General features: G+C 36.7%; 17 protein-coding genes. 2 read left to right on the plus strand and 15 right to left on the minus strand.

Annotation, left to right across the window (positions count from 1 at the left end; all coding sequences use genetic code 11):
- Window positions 1–31 precede the first annotated feature (31 nt).
- From BCI01S_RS14760 to BCI01S_RS14785, 6 genes are all read right to left on the minus strand, one after another.
- Entirely contained in the window at window positions 32–850 is an 819-nt protein-coding gene (locus BCI01S_RS14760; RefSeq protein WP_082810071.1) for a carbohydrate ABC transporter permease, read from the minus strand.
- Window positions 847–1,785, minus strand: coding sequence for a carbohydrate ABC transporter permease (locus BCI01S_RS14765; protein ID WP_061799709.1), 939 nt, complete (start codon window positions 1,783–1,785; stop codon window positions 847–849). The genes BCI01S_RS14760 and BCI01S_RS14765 overlap by 4 nt, the downstream gene beginning before the upstream one ends.
- Entirely contained in the window at window positions 1,782–2,894 is a 1,113-nt protein-coding gene (locus BCI01S_RS14770) for an ABC transporter ATP-binding protein (RefSeq protein WP_061799818.1), read from the minus strand. Before BCI01S_RS14770 ends, BCI01S_RS14765 begins: the two co-directional genes overlap by 4 nt.
- 266 nt (window positions 2,895–3,160) lie before the next feature.
- Window positions 3,161–3,640: a pyridoxamine 5'-phosphate oxidase family protein gene (locus tag BCI01S_RS14775; protein ID WP_047941520.1), complete on the minus strand. Its 480-nt coding sequence runs from the start codon at window positions 3,638–3,640 to the stop codon at window positions 3,161–3,163.
- 86 nt (window positions 3,641–3,726) lie between these two features.
- Window positions 3,727–4,404 (minus strand): DUF554 domain-containing protein, encoded by a 678-nt coding sequence (locus tag BCI01S_RS14780; RefSeq protein WP_061799714.1) that lies wholly within the window; start codon window positions 4,402–4,404, stop codon window positions 3,727–3,729.
- Window positions 4,405–4,482: 78 nt separating this feature from the next.
- Window positions 4,483–5,751 carry an APC family permease gene (locus BCI01S_RS14785; protein WP_061799720.1) on the minus strand — a complete coding sequence of 423 codons (1,269 nt, stop codon included), beginning with the start codon at window positions 5,749–5,751 and terminating at the stop codon, window positions 4,483–4,485.
- A gap of 127 nt (window positions 5,752–5,878) precedes the next feature.
- On the opposite strand from BCI01S_RS14785, the gene BCI01S_RS14790 reads away from it, so the two are divergent.
- Window positions 5,879–6,775, plus strand: a complete 897-nt coding sequence (locus BCI01S_RS14790) for a LysR family transcriptional regulator (RefSeq protein WP_047941517.1) — start codon at window positions 5,879–5,881, stop codon at window positions 6,773–6,775.
- Between the two features lie 28 nt (window positions 6,776–6,803).
- Here the strand turns inward: BCI01S_RS14790 and BCI01S_RS14795 are convergent, their stop codons facing one another.
- From BCI01S_RS14795 to BCI01S_RS14815, 5 genes are all read right to left on the minus strand, one after another.
- A complete protein-coding gene (locus BCI01S_RS14795) occupies window positions 6,804–7,316 on the minus strand; it encodes a DoxX family protein (RefSeq protein WP_047941516.1) in 513 nt (170 codons plus the stop codon).
- A 293-nt stretch (window positions 7,317–7,609) separates the two neighbouring features.
- Window positions 7,610–9,178 (minus strand): glycoside hydrolase family 43 protein, encoded by a 1,569-nt coding sequence (locus BCI01S_RS14800; protein WP_061799722.1) that lies wholly within the window; start codon window positions 9,176–9,178, stop codon window positions 7,610–7,612.
- Window positions 9,179–9,293: 115 nt separating this feature from the next.
- A complete protein-coding gene (locus tag BCI01S_RS14805; protein ID WP_061799725.1) occupies window positions 9,294–10,688 on the minus strand; it encodes an MFS transporter in 1,395 nt (464 codons plus the stop codon).
- 92 nt (window positions 10,689–10,780) lie between these two features.
- Window positions 10,781–12,769 (minus strand): YjhG/YagF family D-xylonate dehydratase, encoded by a 1,989-nt coding sequence (locus BCI01S_RS14810; RefSeq protein WP_061799726.1) that lies wholly within the window; start codon window positions 12,767–12,769, stop codon window positions 10,781–10,783.
- Window positions 12,770–12,842: 73 nt separating this feature from the next.
- Window positions 12,843–13,751, minus strand: coding sequence for a dihydrodipicolinate synthase family protein (locus BCI01S_RS14815; protein WP_061799728.1), 909 nt, complete (start codon window positions 13,749–13,751; stop codon window positions 12,843–12,845).
- A gap of 242 nt (window positions 13,752–13,993) precedes the next feature.
- Between BCI01S_RS14815 and BCI01S_RS14820 the strand changes: the two genes are divergently transcribed.
- Window positions 13,994–14,761 (plus strand): IclR family transcriptional regulator, encoded by a 768-nt coding sequence (locus BCI01S_RS14820; protein WP_061799730.1) that lies wholly within the window; start codon window positions 13,994–13,996, stop codon window positions 14,759–14,761.
- A 100-nt stretch (window positions 14,762–14,861) separates the two neighbouring features.
- Here the strand turns inward: BCI01S_RS14820 and BCI01S_RS14825 are convergent, their stop codons facing one another.
- From BCI01S_RS14825 to BCI01S_RS14840, 4 genes are all read right to left on the minus strand, one after another.
- Window positions 14,862–15,413: a hypothetical protein gene (locus tag BCI01S_RS14825; protein WP_047941510.1), complete on the minus strand. Its 552-nt coding sequence runs from the start codon at window positions 15,411–15,413 to the stop codon at window positions 14,862–14,864.
- Window positions 15,414–15,605: 192 nt separating this feature from the next.
- Window positions 15,606–16,139 (minus strand): cell wall hydrolase, encoded by a 534-nt coding sequence (locus BCI01S_RS14830; protein WP_061799735.1) that lies wholly within the window; start codon window positions 16,137–16,139, stop codon window positions 15,606–15,608.
- Between the two features lie 283 nt (window positions 16,140–16,422).
- A complete protein-coding gene (gene rlmD / locus BCI01S_RS14835) occupies window positions 16,423–17,790 on the minus strand; it encodes a 23S rRNA (uracil(1939)-C(5))-methyltransferase RlmD (protein ID WP_082810074.1) in 1,368 nt (455 codons plus the stop codon).
- Between the two features lie 244 nt (window positions 17,791–18,034).
- On the minus strand, window positions 18,035–20,074 hold the full coding sequence (locus BCI01S_RS14840) for a beta-galactosidase (RefSeq protein WP_061799743.1): 2,040 nt from the start codon (window positions 20,072–20,074) through the stop codon (window positions 18,035–18,037).
- Between the last annotated feature and the right edge of the window lie 14 nt (window positions 20,075–20,088).

A 20,088-nucleotide genomic window follows, 5' to 3' on the forward strand; every position in this document is an offset into this window, starting at 1 on the left:
AAATATCTTATAGTTAAATATTGTAAAAAAATTATTTTAAAGCTCCTTCTGTTAATCCCTTTTGAAGCTTTTTCTGGCCTAAAAATAATAGGATTAATGTTGGCAGAACCACAATTATTGCTCCTGCCATAATAATGCCCCATTCATTTAACTGTTCTTGTGATTGAAGCTGTCTTAACCCTATTTGAACAGTACGTACACTATCATTTGTTGTGGCCAGTAGTGGCCATAAATACATATTCCAAGAAGTAACAAATCCATACACACCTAGTGTAATCAAACTCGTTTTCGCCATTGGCAGAACAACCGTTAAATAAAATTTAAAATCTCCAATTCCCGCAATTTCACTTGCTTCCTTAAGTTCTTTGGGAATTTGTTTAAAATTTTGCCGTAAGAGAAACGTACCAAAGGCTGTTGCAAAAAACGGAATGGTTAAACCATTATAATGATCCAGCCAGTTTAGATTCCTTATCGTTTGAAAGTTTGGGATGATGGATGCTTCAAATGGCACCATCATGGTTGCAATAAAGATAAAGAAGATTACATCTCTCCCTTTAAACTCTAAAAAGACAAATGCATAAGCAGCTAAACTAGCAAGTATTAATTGTCCGAGCATAATAACAAGGGAAACGACAAAACTATTTAATAAATATTGCATTAAGGGAAAGCGTTCAAACACTTTTATATAATTGTCCAATGTTAATCCGGTTGGAATTATTTTTCCTGTCATAATATCCTGTGAAGACATAAAGCTCATTAAAAAAGCGATTATAGCTGGCGAAAAAATGAGCAGTGCCGAAACGATTAAGAAGATGTAAAAGATAATTTTTTTATGAATTGGCAATGTCACTGATAATGGACCTTCCTTTCTCCAAGCTTAAATTGAATAATAGTGAGAACCAGAATGATGACAAATAGAATAATTGCTTGTGCACTTGCTGTTCCATACTGGTAATTCATAAACGCCTCTTGATAGATAGAATAAACGATTAAATTCGTTTCATTTTGCGGTCCACCTCTTGTTAACATATCTACTTGACCGAATGTTTGAAAGGCATTTATTAATGTTACAGTCAGTACAAAAAATAAAGTGGGAGAAAGCATCGGAATCGTAATTCGTCTCAATTTATAAAAGTAGCCGGCTCCGTCTATATCTGCACTTTCATAGAGATAAGAATCAATCGATTGAAGTCCACCTAATAAAATTAAGAAGGTAAATCCGACATTCATCCAAATGGTAGAAATAGATACAGAAAAAAGCGCCCAATTAGGATCGGTCAGCCACCCAATTGGCTCTAAGCCAAATGTTTTTACAATACGGTTCAGCCACCCAATTGTCGGATGAAATAAGAACATCCAAAATACAGAAGCTGCCGCAACTGAAATCCCCATGGAAGAGGAAAAAACGGTTCGAAAAACACCAATTCCACATAACTTTTCATTTGCAAGAATCGCTAGGAATAAGCTGACGATAATCGATCCTGGAACTGTGTATAAAGCAAAAAGAAAGGTTGACTTTAAACTTTGCAGGAAAATAGCAGATTTGAAAATTTCTAAGTAATTCTCCAGCCCTACAAAGACTGTTGGGTCACCTCGATTATCCGTTAAGAAAAAACTTAAAAAGATAGTTCTTCCTAATGGATAAAATAAGAAAACACTAAATAATAGAATAGAAGGTAATAGAAATAGCATTCCTTTCAGCCAATACTGTAACCGCTGCTTCTTTTTTTCTTTTATAAAATCAATGGAAGGTTCCACTTCCTGCCGATATACAACCTCACTCATAGTCCAACAACCTCTTGTTCTTTGGCTGCAATTGCTGGTCGAATCAATGCTCCCGATTCAGAATCGAAAAAGCAAATATTCTTAGAGGACAACTGAACTGGTACATGATCTCCTGCTTGAATCCGCCATTGCCCTAACCATTTAGCTGTCCAAAGCTCCTTACCCACTTCAAAGGTTAACAGCGTTTCATTTCCTAACTGCTCCACATTGATAACCTCTAAAGTATGTGTTTTCTCTTCTGGAGCTGCTGGCAAAATATGTTCCGCTCTTATCCCCATCGTTAAATTTGGATAGGACAACAGTGCTAACATTTCTTCTTTATCCATAGTAATTTGCAACCCACTCTCCAACACTAATTTATAATCTATTATTTTCCCTTTACTTAAATTAATCTTCGGGGAACCGATAAAAGAAGCTACAAACAAATTGGCTGGCTGATTATATAAAGTAATCGGTTCGCCTACTTGTTGGATTTTCCCATCATTTAAAACCATGATTCGATCCCCCATTGTCATTGCTTCTACTTGATCATGGGTTACATAAATCATCGTTAAGCCCAGCTTCTTTTGTAACCGGCGGATTTCTATTCTCATGTGGGCACGGAGCTTTGCATCTAAATTAGAAAGCGGCTCATCCATTAAACAAATTGGAGCTTCACTGACAACAGATCTAGCAAGAGCTACCCGCTGCCTTTGACCGCCAGATAATTGCTTCGGCTTACGTTTTAATAGATCCATTAATCCCATCATCTCAGCTGTTTCCTGTAGTCTTTTTTGCTGTTCTAACTTGTCTATTTTTTTGGCACGTAAACCAAAGAGAATATTTTGTTCAACCGTTAAATGTGGGTATAAGGCATAATTTTGAAAGACCATAGATAAATTGCGTTCCTTTGGAGGCAGGTGATTGACAATCTTATTATTCATCTTCAATACGCCCCCAGAAATTTCTTCAAGACCCGCAATCATTCGTAATAATGTACTTTTCCCAGATCCTGATGGACCAACTAGCACAAAAAATTCCCCTTCTTCTATGGAAAGACTTATCTGATCAATTACCGATTTTTGTCTATCATATGATTTTGAAATGTCCTTCAATTCTACTGCAATCACTAACAAACCCCTCCCCAATTGAATTACATCCCTATTTAACCATACAAATTTAACGAAATAGCCAAATTTACCAATCATTAACAAACACCTAATAATCCTTTGACAAACTTCAAGTTCGCTTTACACTCTTCATATTTTTTTAATTTTCTTTACTAACAAATACAGGGAGGACGGTTCTCCTTATTTCTATTTCTGCCCTCAGCAGAAACGTCCCCATTTCTCTGCATATAAAAAAGCTCAGAGTTTCTCTGAGCTTTAACGGTTCCTTATAATTCAATTGTTTCGTTAATGTCTGTGTTTTCCGCTTCTTTGCCTGCTAGTCTTTTATAAAAATAAACAATGTTTTTTGTAAAGCTGGTATCCCAATATTCTGCTGCTTCTGCCTTTATTTTAATCAAGACGACATTCGGATCGTCGTAAGACGCTTTCATGATTTTTTCGTAGGCCTTACTCCATAACTCTTTTTTCTTTGCAATATCCTCTACAATTTCCGCTCTACCTCTTATCGAAACATAGGATTTACCTGCGTAAGAAATATTCACTTCATTTTCATGTAGAATCTCTTCATACTTATCGGTATCTTTCTTTGTTATAAACCATAAATCACCATCAAACTCTACTTCCTGCGTTTTCATTGGACGAGAGACTAGCCCTTCTTCAGAAACGGTTGTTAACATGGCTGTATCGACATCTTTAATCAGTTCTCTTAACGTTTCAAGTTCTTCTTGTCTAATTGTGTTTTCCATTATAATCACCTCTTGAACTGTTCTAAAAGTATATTACCCTTATAAAAAACTTTTAATCAAAAGTGATTTAGACAAAATTCGCTTGTTTAAAAAAGCTTTAGAATCATAAACCAAATTGCTGGTATTAACAAAGACGGCAACAGATTTAAGGTCTTGAATTTTTTTACTCCTAGTATGCTAAGTCCTGAACTAAGGATAAGAATTCCGCCAATAATCGATATTTCTGCTAATAAATCAGACGTTAAAAAGTTTGCAAGCAAGCCAGCTGTTATGTAAAAAAAGCCTTGCCACACAAATAAGACGAGAGCCGAAACAGCAATTCCTAATCCAAAGGTCGATGATAGAACAATCGATGTGACGCCATCTAAAATGGCATTTGTAAATAGATAAGTATGATTCCCTCTTAATGCACTTTCAATTGGTCCTAAGATTGATAAAGTCCCTGCACAAAAAAGTAAAATCGCAGTCGATAATCCCTCTGCCAGATTCCCCTTCGAGAATTTGCATACAATTCGTTTAAAAGCATTTTCTATATCTAACCTTTCGCCAATCAAACCACCAATAGCTAGACTGACTATAAACAGAACAGGATATTTGCTGTCTGGCATGTATTGAACAATGGAATGGATTCCAAGTGCAGTTGCAGCAAGTCCCATTGCCTGCATTAAAATATCCTGATACTCCTCTTTAATTCCCTTTTTCAAAAAACTGCCTATCATGCACCCTGCTAAAATCATAAAACAGTTAAATAATGTTCCAATCAATTTCTTTTTCTCCTTGGCTTTATATTTAATGAATAGCATACGGTCACTCACTATATAAGCCATTTTATCTTATCTTGCCTACATTTTGGTCATTTTTTTATCGTACATCACTCTTTTCTTGCGGGTTAGTTCTCTTTTGTGCCAGCCGCTAAATAATCCAGTTAAAATAAGGATAATGACTAATACAATAATGGAAGAGCGTAATAGCAAGATGGCAAACAGGATACTTAACATAATGGCCATTCCTTTTAACAACGGTTTTTTTAATAACTTAATTGCTGCACAGAGACCAATTAGAGCATTAGCAATGAAAAAGGCATTTGCCAAGCTGACAAGTTGTTCTACTGACACTAATTTTAATAAGACTAAAAAGGCAAACAGAAGATGGATAAAAACAAGCAAACCAATTGCTTTATATGGTGCTCCATTAGAGAACTTTTTAGTTAGAAAATGGAGAGAGGAAATAGGTTTTGATAACGATGCTATTAGTCTTGCTACTCCACCAACAACCATTAAATGTGTTGTTATACAAAGTCCTGTTGCGACGATTGCCAATAAGCCAATAGACAGCTGCCCAAACAATGGATACATAATCCCCGTTAAACGAATAGTAAACGTACCTGTATATGTTGTCCACTGAACAGCAGCAGAAAGGACTAAATTAACAACCAAAATGACAGCCGCACTAAAAAAGATCGCTCTCCGAATGGTTGTTTTTGGATTTTTCACTTCACTAGAATAATTCCCAACAATCTCCCAGCCGACTATTGTCCAAAAAAGCAATAAGAGACTATAACCAAAGGAAGAATAATGAAATACAGGAAAGTCCCAAGTGTCAGAAGGATGGTTTATTAAAGAAAAGACACTACCACTTACTAATATCAATACGGCAAATGTAGAGATGATAAAAGACAATTTCCCAAGAAAATTCAGACGAAATAACAGTATCAACCCGTTCATGATGAGTAAAACAAACGCAATCCATTCTACTTTGATATTGCCTGAAAATAGCCAGGTTTGAATATATTCAGCTGCTGTCATCATCACTGCGACTGGTCCCATCAAAGCAGCAATCATAAGAAAAACAGATGAAAGATTTTTTATTTTTGCTCCAAATGCTTTTTCCATGGCAGTACCAAGCCCTTCTTCCCCTGGAAACTGTATCATTAACTCTCCGCAGACATATGCAAAACATATGCCAATGATGGACATAATGAACCAGGCAAAGATTGCATAGTTTCCGATATTTTCATAAATAATAGTTGGCAATAAAATAATTCCTGATCCTAATAGCGGTCCAATGATTAACCCGCTTAAGGTCAAGGAACCAATTTTTCTTTGATTCATTCTTTTTCCCCATTCCTGATGTTTTTTAATTATTTCTCATTTCCTATTGTATTTGTCTTTTATCATTCAGTAAAATAGATATATACGATAAACAATATCGATTATACCGATAACAGGAGGATACAATATGGAAATACGCCATTTACAAACGTTTAAGGCCATCGTGGAAGCTGGTGGTTTTGCCAAGGCAGCTACTCAGCTTGGCTATGCACAATCCTCTATTACTTCCCATATACAAGCATTAGAGATGGAACTAGAAGGCCCACTTTTTGATCGTCTCGGCAAATCCATTGCGTTAACAGAGTTAGGCAAATCATTTCTTCCTTATGCAAATGAAATGCTGCGCCTGCATAAGGGAGCAAAAGAACTGCATCAATCTTCGAGAATGAAAAAAGGAAAAATAACGATTGGGGCTTCTGAATCATTAACTGTTTACCGTCTTCCTACTATCATTCAGGCATATAAAGAGAAATTTCCGGATGTTCATTTATCTGTTCGAATGGGGACATGCGAGGAACTGCAGCATTTAGTAGAGATTGGCGATTTAGATATTGCCTTGCTTCTTAATCTGGAATTCAAGAAGCATCCTTCCTTAGAAACCATTAAAATGTTAGACGAAAATATGAGTATCATTTCCTCCCCTAGTCATATGCAGCCTAATTCTATTCTTTATTCGGAAAGCAACTGCCCCTATCGGACCATTTTTGATAAATTTATAGCGGAAGAAAATATTACTCCAACCTCTTTTCATGAATTTTGGAGTATTGAGGCAATAAAGCAATGTGTACAATGTGGATTGGGACTTGCTCTTGTGCCGGAAATTACCATTCAAAATGAATTAAAGGAGGGACGATTATCTGCACGGCGTTTAGATAAGAAACATGGTCAAGTCGCTTCCTTTCTTTTTTATCATAAAAGCAGATGGGTTTCTCCAATCGTCCATTATTTTATCGAAGAAGCAAAAGCTTATTTTAAACAGGAAGAAGAAAAAAGAACTGCATTTGAAAAAGAAGCCAGCTACTAATTGTAACTGGCTCTCTCTTTTAGACCCCTTAAACAGCGGCTGCTTCTTTTTTATGTTTATTTTTTCTGTTATTTATTTGATTTTTGATATATGGCATTGCATAGCGGTCAAGACCAAATTTACCAGCGTTAGCTCCTGCCACTATTACGAAGATGGCTAGTAAAATCATTTGTCCGTTTGTGCTTACTGTTCCACTGAACAAGAATGCGAAGTTCATGACCATTCCCATTAAAGTTGCAAAGCTTGTGAATAAACCGAGAATTAATGCAATCCCTACTAATAATTCTCCCCATTGAACTAAGAAAGTGAATAAATCCGCATTCGGAAGTGCTACATGTTCTAAGAATGCTGCCCACCATCCTTGCACTGCTGGGTGTTCACCTGTGCTGTTTGCGATCGCCCCTTGTAAAAATCCACTTGCGTCAAAGGCACCACTTGTTATTTTTTCATAGCCTGCATGGATAAATTGATAACCAAGATAAATTCGGATAAAAGCTAAAATTCCTGCAACTACTTTATTATTTCTTAATAAATCTAACATTTCTCTCCATCTCCTTAGAATGATAAATTATTAGTTTGTTCATTGATTCACATTTACTTTTACAAGATCTTGTTTGTTTCTTACTACACTTATATAATAGCACTATTTTCACTATGAGAAAGTATATTGTGATATATTTCACATTTAGTTCACAAAGTTATGGCGAGATTGTGAACTACGGACATGATTATCACTATCTATAAGGAAACATAATTAATGATTAACTATTCCTTTTCTTACCACATAAAGATGGGTACTGTAAACTTCACAGTACCCTTTTCTGATATTCTTTTTTACAACTCATCATACTTAAAGTATGAAAAATAACTTGGTTTCTTTTGCCCGCTTAAATCTTGTGTACATATCCCAACAAAGGTTCCAGTGAAACGTATATAATCTGCATCATCGTCTGATAAATGACTAATATCGATTTTACTGCCGATATTCTTCCATTCATCTTCTTCTGCATAAGCAAATTGTAGCCATTGCTGGTCAACTTTTGCCTTTATCTTAACCTCCCCTGTAGATTTTAATGGTATATCTTGATCGAGTAATTCATCATAAACCCCATGCTTGGATTCAATAATTCCGATACATTTTCCCAATGTTTCATGTGTCGTAATTCGGAGGTACACATAATCATCTGTATCATAATAAAAAATTAATCCCGCCATTTGTTGAAAGTTTTCGGGTGTATATTCAACTGCTGTCTCTACTTCCACCGTGAAACTCTCTAGTCTGCGTGCTAACAGGCTTTGATGATGGAGGGAGCTCATCGATTCTCCACCCTTTAATGTCAAATAACCTGGTCGTTCTGTTAGTGAAATCCAATCCTCTGTAAATGTTCTTCTTAATGAGTTCCAATATTTTTTTAAGGAATTACCTTGGAAATCATCAAGGTTGCTCTCTTGTTCAAAAGGATGTAATTGTAAATCCGGTGCCTCCACAATAGTGGATGGATTTGGTCCTCCTTCAACACGCAGCCAATCATCTGCTGTCCAATAGCATTTTTGGATGGCCGTTTCTCTCCCTAATATACATTTTTTATCGACAACTGGTCTCCCACATAAATGTGCCATATACCACTCACCATTTTGTGTTTCCACCAAGCTTCCATGACCTGCCTTTTGCAGCTGGTCTTTTTTGTTCTCATCTGATGTCAAGATTGGATTGGTTGGATCTATTTCGTATGGACCAAATAAAAACGTTGACCTAGCTATTGTAACCGCATGGGTATACCAAGTTCCTCCTTCTGCTGTTACTAAATAATAATAGCCATTCCGCTTATATATATGAGGTGCCTCTGTTAAACCTATCTCTGAGCCCTTAAAAATATTTTGTACCGGTCCCACTAGCCTTTTTTCTTCTACAGAATATTCCTGCAGGGCGATTCCTGCAAAAGAATTAGTTCCTTTACGAAAATCCCAAATCATATTGACTAACCATTTTCTCCCATCCTCATCATGAAACAAGGAAGGATCAAATCCACTACTATTAAGATAAATCGGCTCAGACCAAGGCCCTTCAATATTTTCAGCTGTCACTAAATAGTTATGTGTATCCTTAAAAGCTCCCATTCTACTTTTTACATCTGTATAGATTAAAAAAAACATCCCTTCTGAATAACTTAAACAGGGCGCCCAAACTCCTCCTGAATTGACATTTCCAATCATATTTAATTGGGATTCTCTTGTTAATGGATATGTTAGCAATCTCCAATTAATCATGTCTTTAGAATGATATATTTGTACGCCTGGAAACCATTCAAAAGTAGAGACCGCTATATAATAGTCATCTCCAACTCGCAAAATAGAAGGATCAGGATGATAGCCTGGCAAGACTGGATTGATTATTTTACTCATTTCATAACCCCTTTTCTTAACATTGGTAAATTCTAAAGTAAATTAGGAAAGGAATCTACAAAACTAGTACGTTCCCAATAGCTTCAACTATTGCTATAACATATTATGTTAGAAATTAGTTTGCGCTTCTAGCTTTTAGATCACTAATAATACGAGGATAGATTTTATCTAAACGATAGAATAGCATGAGGATAATTAAGAAAACAGTAATTGCCATTGGAATGTAAATAAACAGGGATTGAATAGAAAGCAATGCTGCATTCGATTGCGTGCCTCCGCCGCCAACATATCCTCCATAGAATAATACCCATCCTATAATAGCGGTTCCTAATCCACTACCGATTTTGATACCCATGCTTCCGCCGCTATATACCATACCTTCATTTCGAATTCCTGTTTTCCACTCCCCGTACTCGATTGTGTCACCTAGCATCGCAAACATACTTCCATTAATCGGCGCTTTACCGATTCCTCGAATTATCGTACCGGCTACAATTAAAGCTATATTGGTGATGTCAATTAACATAATTAGATAACCGATTAACGTAATTACTTCCCCAACAATAATGGCATTCCTTTTACCAAATCTTTTCGTAATTGGTGCTACAATCACCATTCCTAAAAGGATAAACACTGTATATGCTGTTGTTACAAGTCCAACAAGAAGGGTGTCATCTAAAATATACTGAGCAAAATAAATGACTGCCCCAGAATTTAAGGCGTTAAAAATATAGGTCATAAAGATAAATGTCGTCACAAGTGCCCAATACTTATTTTTCCCAAGCGTTCTTAAGCTGTCTTTTAGTTTTACGGGATTGTGCTGTTGTTCCTTGCTAGCAGGCTTAACTCTTTCAGTAGTTGATTTGAAACAAAAGTAGAAAAGACTACTGCCAATCGATCCAAAAATAAGGAAAGTTACAATCCATCCAAATTGGCCACCTCCAAAGGCATTTGCAAGTGGGAGGGTCAAATTACTAACTATAAGTGATCCTATTAATGCAAGACTCATACGAAAGACATTTAAAACAGATCTTTGGTATTGATCTTGTGTAATTAAGGAATTTAAGGTTCCATACGGTACATTTAGACCAGTATAGACAAGGCATACTAAATTATAGGTAATCGTAATATAAACAACTTGCCAAACAGTGCTTACATCTGGAACGGTGAACAGTAATACAGCTGAGATTGCAAAAGGAATCGCAAGCCATAATAGCCACGGTCTAGCCTTACCATGCTTTGATTTCGTCTTATCTATGACATAACCCATCAATACATCTGTTATCCCATCAAATATCCGGGAAAACAACATAATGGATCCTACAATTCCTGCTGCAATGCCAATGATATCTGTAAAATAATATACAATAAAAATGCTCATTGCTTGCCAGATAAAATTACTAGCTAAGTCACCAGAACCATACCCTAATCTTTCTATTAAACTTATCTTTTCACCAGCTGGTGCACTTTGTGTCGGAGTAACCTCTTCCCTTTGTAAATTGGTCGACATCTTAATCCTCCATCCATTGCTTTGTTCACGCTTACAATTAATTTAAACTTACAACGACAACCAGAGCTATCTTCTACTAAGATACTGTGGAACTATCTTGTGAAAGAACCTTCTTCTTTCGCTAAAGCCTTCTTCCCTGCTTCCAATACTTCAATAATTCGGTCAACATCATATACACTGCCTCTCCATGTCCCGCCACTAACCGCTTGCAGTGCCGCCCAAAGCCTTGTATCATCCGGCAAATTAGGGTCTGGTTTAAGATCTGGATGTGCTTCTCTTGTTTTTAAAACGGATGCCGCCTCTTCTTTTGACAATCGTTGATCTTCTGTACCAATAAAATCAACTGTTCCTATCAAGTTTTCACAATCAACCATAATATCGATTAAATCTCCATTTCGCAGCTTTCCGATTGGTCCATCACTCAATGCTTCCGGACCGATATGACCGATGCAGGCTCCAGTTGAGACACCTGAAAAACGAGCATCCGTAATTAAAGATACATATTTGCCAAAAGGCAAATATTTCAAAGCAGACGTTAATTGATAGGTTTCTTCCATTCCGGTTCCAGATGGACCTCCTCCCATTACGACCATTACATCTCCAGCTTTTATGCCCCCAGTTTTTATTGCAGTAATAGCTGATTTCTCAGATGTAAATACTTTTGCTGCTCCTGTATGTCTATAGATTCCATCTTCTCCTACTACAGTGCGATCAATTGAAGTCGATTTAATAACAGATCCTTCTGGTGCAATATTCCCTTTTGGAAAGGTGATAGTGGAAGTGAGCCCTCTTGCTTTTGCTGTAGCTGGATCCATAATTACTTGCTCAGGATTGACTCCATCTGCTTCTAATAAACGTTTCCTTAATTGCGTTCTTCTTTCGGATTTTTCCCACCAATCTAAGTTCTCTCCTAAAGTATGACCAGTAACAGTTAGGACATCTTCATGTAAAAGCCCTAATTTTCGTAAATGAAGCATTACTTCTGGTACACCACCAGCAAGAAAAACACGAACTGTGGGATGATGATCTGGTCCGTTAGGTAAAACACTTACTAGACGTGGAGTTTTGCGATTTATTCTTGCCCAATCATCTACTGTGGGGATTTTACATTTGGCAGCATGTGCAAGAGCTGGGATATGTAATAAAAGATTAGTTGAACCACCAAAAGCAGCATGAAGAACCATCGCATTCTCGATTGCTTTGTCTGTAATAATGTCCTTTGTTGTAATTTGATTCTTTTCCATTTCTAAAACAGCTCTTGCTGACTGCCTTGCCATTTCTGCCCAAATCTTTTGTCCAGAAGGAGCAAGTGCTGAATGAGTGACTGCTATGCCTAGTGCTTCCGCAATTACTTGCGAGGTTGCAGCAGTACCAAGGAATTGACAGCCTCCTCCTGGTGTAGCACATGCCACGCAGCCAAGCTCTGCCGCTTCCTTCAAACTAATTTCTTTATTCGCAAATCGTGCGCCAATTGTTTGGATTTTTCCTGCATCCTCCCCAATTGCTGGAGGCAGAGTAACACCACCAGGCACAATAATAGTTGGCAAATCATGCATAGAACTAAGCGCAATCATCATGGCAGGTAATCCTTTATCACACGTTGCAACGCCTATTACTGCTTCTCTAGTAGGCAATGAACGAATTAAACGCCGATAAACAATTGCAGCATCATTTCGATAAGGGAAAGAATCAAACATTCCTAATGTTCCTTGCGAACGACCGTCACAAGGATCACTAACAAAACCCGCAAAAGGAACACCTTTATGGTTTCGAATTTCTGCAGCTGCCTCTGCCATGAGGATATCAACTTCCCAATGTCCTGTGTGGTACCCTAGCGCGATTGGCTCACCATTATGATCTCTTATACCACCTTTTGTACCTAGAATAAGGACTTCTGTTCCTAATAAATCTTTCGGTTTCCATCCCATCCCTACATTTTGGCTAAGTCCGAATAAATCCCCGCTCGGCGAATCCTCCAGCATTTGTGCAGTAAGTGGCAGCTTTCCAGTTGGCCCCTTTGCATTCGTTTTTACTTCATAAAGGGATTTATTCTCGTTTTCAAATATAAATGGTAATGTCATCCTATCACCCTCCAATATCTGTTTGTTTAGTAAACAAATAATCATTTCAAAAAAAGCAATCTATCACCTTTTCTTATAATAAATTTGCCTGTTGTAAAATTTCCTTAACTTGCTGCTTCTTCTCTTCATTGAGTGCTTTAGCAGGAGGCAACACCTCGGTTGTAATATCTATATAACATAATTTCGTTGCTTCCTTCACTACATTTACAAACGGGCTATCTATTTTATATAGTTGTGGCAATATAGCTAATTGTTTCTGCAAAGAAACTGCTTTTTCTATATCCCCTGCTAAGAAGGAATTATACAGACCAACTGATAATTGTGGTGCAAAATTTGCACTAGCTGTTATTGCTCCATCTCCTCCAAGCAGTAACGTATTAAATAAATGGTCATCAAACCCACAAAAAACAGAAAAATCAGGATTAATCATTTTTACCTTATCATTCATTTCGCGAATATGTCCGATAGAATCAATCGTTTCTTTAATACCAACTATATTTTGATGATTTAGAACAAGCTCTTTCACAAAATCAGGTGTTAAATCCTGCCCTGTAAGGGTGGGAAAATTATAGAGTAAAACTGGCAGCTTAACGGACTTTGCTATGTCACTAAAATAGGTATATAAATTCTCTTTGGTCAAATTCCAATAATAGGGATTAATAGCAACAATTCCATCTGCGCCTATTTGTTCCGCATGCTGACCGAGCAGAATTGCCTCCCTTGTATTCGTGCTGCCAATTCCAATTAAGACAGGAACTCTTTTTGCAACATACTTAACCGCAAATTCAGCAATCCTCTTTCTCTCCTTTACAAACATTTGCGAAAATTCTCCACCAGTACCTAAAAAGAATAAGCCATTTACTTTTTCCTCAATTAGTTTATCAATTAATAACGCCATTTCGCCTTCTTTCAGATTACCATCTTTATCAAGAATGCTTGACACTGGCGGAATAATGCCTTTAAATCGATTCAGTTCGGTCATTTTTTCTTATCTCCTTTTTGTTTTATATTATAAAACTCAATACTATTATTTAGTCTGTGTGAATTGATTATAACATACAGCCCTTAAAAGTAAACACTTACATTTTGTTAATTTTGAATATTTTCTAATTTACAAATAGAGATTGCTATTTTGAAATGGCTGTATTAATGTAAAAGTACACTATAATGTTTGTTATCCTAGGAAATAGTTAGATATTATAAAACAAAAATGGAGAAGATATTATGCCAATCATTCAATCTGTTGAACGTGCACTTCAAATATTAGATTTATTTAATGATCACACCGTAGAATTAAAGATTACGGAAATCAGCGAACAAATGGGGCTTCATAAAAGTACAGTACATTCTTTATTAAAGACTTTGCAGCAATCTCGCTATATTGATCAAAATTCTGAAAATGGAAAATATCGATTAGGCTTAAAGCTCGTTGAAAGAGGGAATTTAGTTATCAATACTTTAAACATCAGGCAAATAGCTAATAAATATCTCGTTGAGTTAGCACTAAAGACGGGCCAAACTTGCCATCTAGGTATTCTTGATGGGAATGCAGGTGTATACATTGACAAGGAAGAAGGGGCTAATTCTATTATTCGGTACTCTCGGATTGGGAGAAGAATTCCCCTCCATTGTACAGCAATCGGAAAATTATTGTTATCGTATCAACCTCCAGATATAATTCATTCACTACTAGATAACTATCTGTTTACACAAGCAACAAACCGGACTATTACCAAGAAAGAAGATTTCCTTATGGAATTAGAAAAGGTGCGTTATAACGAGTATGCTGTGGATAATCAAGAAAATGAACTAGGTGTCCGCTGTATCGCGGTACCAATTCTAAATCAACATGGACAAATACTAGCAGCGCTTAGCATCTCAACATTAGTTTCTACAGTAAGCGATGATCTCCTTAATGACTATTTACAGCTATTGAAAACAACGGGAAAAGAATTATCGGAAAAAATGCGATATGGAATTACAATGAAATAAGAGACAGGCATTTTTGCCTGTCTCTTATCATTTCACCCGAATAATTACATCTCTTTTTCTAACGCTATCTTCATCCACTTCTTCATTAACATAGCAGCTTTTACTTTCTCTTATCAAATGATCCCCATAAATCATTTACACGGATTAACATTCTTTCAATTTTATAATCAGCATTTACATTCGCTTGCCCAGTTACTTGTTTTACTTTTGGCTCATCCATGCCCTTTTTATGATATGCTAATGATATAGAAAAGTTATAAATCTTTCCTTTCGAATCTGTTCTTTCGAATTCAATATTTTTCACCTTAAGACTATAATCCTTTTTATACGGCTCCATCATTAGGTTCGTTCCATATCTTGTAATGAAATCATTATAGGATTTTTGATTAGAAAAATAATCTTTAAAGACTGCTTCTTCATATTCTCCTAGAGCAGCCTGCTTTTCTTCTCCATTTACTTTGCTTTCCTTTTGTTTGTTCCATATTTCTATTAACTCATCCTTCGGGCCATTTAAAGCATTTTGTAAAACTGCTTCTACTGGTTGTATGTATGGATCTGTGTCCTTAACTGTTTTCTCAGTACATCCAACTAATAAAATAAGAAGAAAAGGAAATAATGCGATTATGAATATACGATGATTACTTTTCTTCACCACATCACCTCCTCAATAAAAAACTATACGAATAGTATTTAAAAAAGTTTCAAATATTTTCCTTTTTCGCGTATTAGCTATAATTAATAAAGAATTTTAAATAAAAAAAGGAGAAATTCTATTCGAAAATCTCCCCAGCTACTACTACAAATATATGAAATAATGGCAAAATAATTAACTAATTAATACTTATTAAATAGAAAATGCATGATTTCCTATATGCTTAATAACTTTTCTTGTAAAAATCCAATCACTTGTTGCTGTATCTGGATTATAGAAGTAAAGAAGCTCTTTATTCTCCTTACCATTATTTAATGCTTCTTCTACTGCTTCCATGGACTCTTTATCCGCTGCTTTATCGATGGAACCGTTCTGAACAGGCTGAAAAGCATTTTTCTCATAGATGACAGACTCTACTGTATCAGGAAACTGCTTATCATCTAGACGATTTAGTACTACATCAGCTACTGCTACTTTACCGGCAAACGGCTCACCCTTCGCTTCTGCATGAACAAGACGGGCCAGTAATTTTTTTTCATTATTTGTTATGTCTGCTGATTCATCAGAAGCTTTTACATTTTCTTTTTTATCAACAGCAAATTTTCTTGTCGCTACAGTTGTTGTTTCTTCCTTACTAATTGTTTCTGCATTTGCAATAGATGGTATATATATATAAGAACCACTAATAAAAGTGAATATAATTGCAATAAATAATAACTGTTTCATTTTTTGTATACCTCCTGTTTTAACAGGCCCATATACAAGGCTAACAGGTTTGGAAACAAAACTCATTGCATAATTGTTGGAAGAACTGTAATATTTGCCGGGGTATTTGGGAGAAATAACTAAATATTTACAATTCCTCTTTCTCCAATTGCTCATATTTCCCCTACATAGGGGATAATTTTTTTTAAAATGGAGATTCTACAATACTAATACAACCCCATTTTCTATCTATAACAATAAAAAAGCTGATAGCAGAAAAAATCTGAAATCAGCTTCCCAAATGTTAATTATTTCTTACTAATATTGCACAGCATTCGACGTGGACCGTATGCGGGAATAAGTCCACTGGCTGAACCACTTTCAACGTGTATCCAAATGGCTCCAGCTGCTTAATATCAGTAGCAAAGGTATCCGGATTACATGATACATATACAATTCTTTCTGGTTGAGAACGTCCGATACGTCTCATTACCTTTCCACCTGCACCCGAGCGAGGAGGATCTAACAGCAACAACTCAGGTCTGCCAAATGTTTCCAATACTTGTGCTAGTCCAGTTCGGGCATCTTGTGCTAGGAAAGTAGTATTATCAATACCATTATCTCCTGCATTTCGTTTAGCTGATTCAATCGAGCTTTCGACAATTTCAATGCCTACAAGCTTGCCAACCCTGCTCGCAAATGGAAGAGAGAATGTTCCGACGCCACAGAATAGATCAATCATATTTTCTGATTTTTTTGGTTCTGCCATTTCTACTGCTAAATCGACTAATTTTTGTGCTTGTGTTGGATTCGTTTGGAAGAAAGTATCAAACCACACGCGGAATCGATATCCATCCATTTCATCGTAAATAAAATCCCTGCCAGCTAATGTATGGCTTTTTTCTGATTGCGTACGATCTGCCCAATCGGTATTCTCTAGCCACATAAAGCTTTTAACTTGCGGGAACTTTTCGGTAATACGAGCGACTACTGTATCCACTGCATCTTTCAAAGAACCATCTGGAGCTTCTGTCGCAAATAGCGCCAACATCATTTCCCCTGTAGCAAAAGACTGTCTCACCATTAAATGACGAAAAAGTCCTTCATGTGTATCTTTATTATAACCTTTTAATGCATGTTCCTGTACCCAATTGGCTATTTCAAGTGCTGCTTCCACCATTTCTTTTCCAGCAATCAGGCAAGTTTCTAAGGAAATAATTTTTCTGAAATTCCCTTGCTCATGCAGACCAAGAGAACCATCCGCAGCAAAGGTAAATTCCATTTTATTACGGTATCTCCATGGCTCATCCATGCCGATAGTATCTTTTACTAAGCTCGGATCAAATCCTTGTTCTTCAATCACCCGTTTTACATGATTGGTTTTTTGTTGTAATTGCCCATTATAATCCCAATGCTGCCAAACACATCCGCCGCATTTTTCAAAATGTGGACAAGCTGGTCCAATTCTTTCCGCATGTGCAGCTAAGATTTCTTCTGGCATCGCTTTTCGATGTCTTCTGTGAGGCTGATCAACTGTTACCTTTACCTTTTCACCTGGTAAAGTTTGCGGAATTGTTAGTTTTAATTTTTTTTTGTTTCCTAATTCATTTTCACGCCAAACAACTGCCTGTCCAGCACCTTTTTCATCAACATTCTTAATTTCAACAATCATTGTTTCTTTTTCAATAGTGGTCAAACGACATTTCCTCCTTACAAAAATTCACTAGCTTAATTTATTTGAAAAGAATCATTTCTTTGAGGGATCTAGCTACTCTATTTTTAACATACTTCCCTAGTATAAAGGACAATCATACAATATGAAAATAATAATTTTTATTTTGCAGATATTAGCAATTTAAAAGGGACGTTGCTTTATTTACAACGTCCCTCCTTAAACCTATTTATCCCCTGATATTCTACTCTAACACAAGCACATCATAACCCTTTAATTGTATCTTCTGATGTATCTTCTCTCCCGTTAAAATATTGGTCATTTCCTCCTTTACCCCCAGTTCCTGCGTCTCATGGGAATAATTTAATAAGAAAACAAATGCTTTTCCTTCTTTCTTGCGTATGGACAACTCTACACTTTCAGGTAAATCAAACTTATTATTATAATTATTAATTTGTATTTCTTCGAGTAAATTTTCAGCAAGCTCGATAGTAAAAACACCTCCAAAATAATAACAAGCTCCCTCTCCATATTGGTGCTTAACCAGGCCGGGCTTTCCTTCAAAATAACAGTCAGAAAACCTCCCTATTACTTCCGTATCTTTTGATTCGACTTTCAAAGTCTCATAAAATCCTCTAGTCTTAATCTCTGTTTTATCTTTGTAGATTACGATTGGAGTAGTTTCAAACGGCGCTTCCCTTGTAAAATCCTCTACCGATATTCCCGTAAGAGCTGCTAGATAACCTGGGAATGCTTTCATATAGACTTGACCTGTTTCATCCTTATATCCAGTTCGGCAGCCTAGTATTAATTTGCCGCCTTGCTTTACATACCTTTCCAGCAAATTCGCTGTTTGTTCTGATACAATCGCTGCATGAGGATACACCAGTACTTTATATTTTTTCAACTCTTCTAGATTAGAGTTTCTATTTAGATTATAGGCATCTACAGGTACATGGTTATACTGCAGCGCTTTAAACCATGCCTCTATGCTAAGGGAAGCAAAAGGTCCAGACCACTTATCAAATTCCGCATCCCACTCATTATCATAATTAGTGACGATCGCTATCTCTGCCTGATAAGTCGCTCCTGCTATCTTCTCTCCTATTAGTTGAATCTCCTTGCTTACTTGCTCTACTTCTTTTATACGGCGGTTAGGCAGATTATGATAGTCATTAATGCCATGCCAATAAATTTCTGTTCCTTTCGTTGCTGTTCTCCAGCGGAAATACATAACTAAATCTGCACCATGTGCAATCGATTGATAGGTCCAAAGTCGAAGCTGTCCTGGATTAGGCGACGGCTGTTCTAGTCGTGTTACCCATCCGCCTGGACCAGACTGCTGTTCAAAAATAGCAAAATTAGGGGAAATGCTGCGGACGACACTTAAGTTCCAGCTCCATTTCCGGTCTCGTAAAGGCTTATCGCTCTTATCTTCTAAGACTCTGCCGAAATTAGGATAGGAATCATAAGCATAGAAGTCTAACACTTCATTCGTCAGCTTATGATTATTGAGATGCTTAAACATCCCATTTGTGGTAACCCACTGATTGCTTGTATATTTCCGAATAATGTCTGCTTGCATTTTTGCATAAGAAATAGCACTATCAGAAATGAACCTCTTTTCATCTAACATATGATGGGGATTCGGAGAATTGGGAACCGTTGTACGAGTTAAATAGACTTGGTCCCAGCTGGTATATGTCTGATTCCAAAAAACAGTTCCCCATGCCTCATTTAATTGATCTAGCGTTTGATACTTTTCCTTTGCCCATTTTCTAAAAGCAAAATGATCGGCCTCGGAATAAAAAACATCTATTTCACAATTTAGTTCATTATCAATCTGCCACCCGACAACCCCTGGATTATAGCTATAATGTTTTGCCATTTCTGTCACAATAGCCGAACTTAGTCTCCGGTAGTTTTCCGAATTGTAGTTATAATGTCTACGAGCGCCATGCTGGTAAGCTATACCAGATTGAGATACATTCAATACATCGGGATATTTATGGGTGAGCCATGCTGGCGGTGTTGCCGTTGGAGTTCCGAGCACTGTTTTCAGGCCTAATTTATGGGCCTTTTCAATCGCCCGATCGAATAAAGCAAAAGAATATACTCCTTCTTCTGGCTCAAAAATCGTCCAGGCAAATTCCCCCATGCGAACATAGGTAAATCCTGCCTCCTTCATTCTTCGAAAATCATCTTCCCACAGTTCCTCTGACCAGTGTTCTGGATAATAGCAAACACCTAGTGTTAATTTTTCCGCCGTCCATTTTTTCGTCATTATTTGCACTCCTA

Source organism: Niallia circulans NBRC 13626 (genome assembly GCF_001591585.1).
GTDB lineage: Bacteria > Bacillota > Bacilli > Bacillales > Cytobacillaceae > Niallia > Niallia circulans.

Bases quoted from the DNA above. Each gene is read 5' to 3' on its own strand.
- BCI01S_RS14765 (WP_061799709.1), bottom strand. From the start codon at position 1,785: ATGAGTGAGGTTGTATATCGGCAGGAAGTGGAACCTTCCATTGATTTT.
- BCI01S_RS14775 (WP_047941520.1), bottom strand. From the start codon at position 3,640: ATGGAAAACACAATTAGACAAGAAGAACTTGAAACGTTAAGAGAACTG.
- BCI01S_RS14785 (WP_061799720.1), bottom strand. From the start codon at position 5,751: ATGAATCAAAGAAAAATTGGTTCCTTGACCTTAAGCGGGTTAATCATT.
- BCI01S_RS14790 (WP_047941517.1), top strand. From the start codon at position 5,879: ATGGAAATACGCCATTTACAAACGTTTAAGGCCATCGTGGAAGCTGGT.
- BCI01S_RS14795 (WP_047941516.1), bottom strand. From the start codon at position 7,316: ATGTTAGATTTATTAAGAAATAATAAAGTAGTTGCAGGAATTTTAGCT.
- BCI01S_RS14800 (WP_061799722.1), bottom strand. From the start codon at position 9,178: ATGAGTAAAATAATCAATCCAGTCTTGCCAGGCTATCATCCTGATCCT.
- BCI01S_RS14805 (WP_061799725.1), bottom strand. From the start codon at position 10,688: ATGTCGACCAATTTACAAAGGGAAGAGGTTACTCCGACACAAAGTGCA.
- BCI01S_RS14810 (WP_061799726.1), bottom strand. From the start codon at position 12,769: ATGACATTACCATTTATATTTGAAAACGAGAATAAATCCCTTTATGAA.
- BCI01S_RS14815 (WP_061799728.1), bottom strand. From the start codon at position 13,751: ATGACCGAACTGAATCGATTTAAAGGCATTATTCCGCCAGTGTCAAGC.
- BCI01S_RS14820 (WP_061799730.1), top strand. From the start codon at position 13,994: ATGCCAATCATTCAATCTGTTGAACGTGCACTTCAAATATTAGATTTA.
- BCI01S_RS14830 (WP_061799735.1), bottom strand. From the start codon at position 16,139: ATGAAACAGTTATTATTTATTGCAATTATATTCACTTTTATTAGTGGT.
- rlmD (WP_082810074.1), bottom strand. From the start codon at position 17,790: ATGATTGTTGAAATTAAGAATGTTGATGAAAAAGGTGCTGGACAGGCA.
- BCI01S_RS14840 (WP_061799743.1), bottom strand. From the start codon at position 20,074: ATGACGAAAAAATGGACGGCGGAAAAATTAACACTAGGTGTTTGCTAT.